We start from the raw sequence: 652 nt of genomic DNA, 5'->3' as shown, positions 1-652 counted from the left end.
CCCATTTGATAGCTTCAAAGATGATATTAAGGCGGTATGGTCATGAAAGTAGAGTATAAGGCGACCAACAAGACCGAGGGAGTGCTAGTCAATGCATTCCAGCGCTTGTTAGATGGCAAGCCGCTTCATGTTAAAGCCACGGGTAAACTCACGTTGAACCGCATTAATAATGAAGCCCAGCTTGGCAATAGTTATGTCCATAAGTTTAAAGAGTTTGTGGACTATGCTAAACCTGTTATCGAGGAATACAACCTCAACCGTGACAAAGCAATGACAACAGGTTTAGATATTGAGCTAGATGCCCCTTTATCTGTGCTTGATAGGCTAAAACACGATTTGAAAAAAGCCAATGATTTGAAAAACAAGTACAGGGTTCAACGAAACAATGCAATTGAGGCAAGAAAGCAGTTAGAAGCTGAAAATGCTAGGCTCCGTTTCAGGGTGTTTGACCTTCAACAAGAGCTATTAGATGAAAATTCGGTAGTGACGCCAATCAAATAACACCCCCTTATGCTTAAAGTGCAATTGGGGTAGGTTGGCTCGTAACTCGTTTCTGCCCCATTCAAAGTTAGAATTAGGGATCATGCTTGTATCGAATATCTGTTTTGCAATAATTATTTTTAATGATGCTGTTGATTTCAATTCAGCCTTT

At 40.3% G+C, this 652-nt stretch carries 2 protein-coding genes; one reads left to right on the top strand and one right to left on the bottom strand.

What is annotated here, in order from left to right; genetic code table 11:
• Positions 1-42 precede the first annotated feature (42 nt).
• On the top strand, positions 43-501 hold the full coding sequence (locus tag IQR33_RS12690) for a hypothetical protein (protein WP_031815842.1): 459 nt from the start codon (positions 43-45) through the stop codon (positions 499-501).
• Here IQR33_RS12690 and IQR33_RS32940 read toward each other — a convergent pair.
• The coding region (locus IQR33_RS32940) for a hypothetical protein (RefSeq protein ID WP_228013877.1) at positions 466-652 on the bottom strand (187 nt) is incomplete at its 5' end. The two genes, IQR33_RS12690 and IQR33_RS32940, sit on opposite strands and share 36 nt — an antisense overlap.

This window comes from Vibrio sp. OPT46 (assembly GCF_015163535.1).
In the GTDB taxonomy this organism is placed as follows: domain Bacteria; phylum Pseudomonadota; class Gammaproteobacteria; order Enterobacterales; family Vibrionaceae; genus Vibrio; species Vibrio alginolyticus.
Note: the sequence above shows the minus strand (reverse complement) of the source record. Positions and strands in the feature narration are given on the sequence as shown.

What these genes read in the sequence shown, in the direction of transcription:
- IQR33_RS12690 (WP_031815842.1), top strand. Translation starts at nt 43, where the DNA reads ATGAAAGTAGAGTATAAGGCGACCAACAAGACCGAGGGAGTGCTAGTC.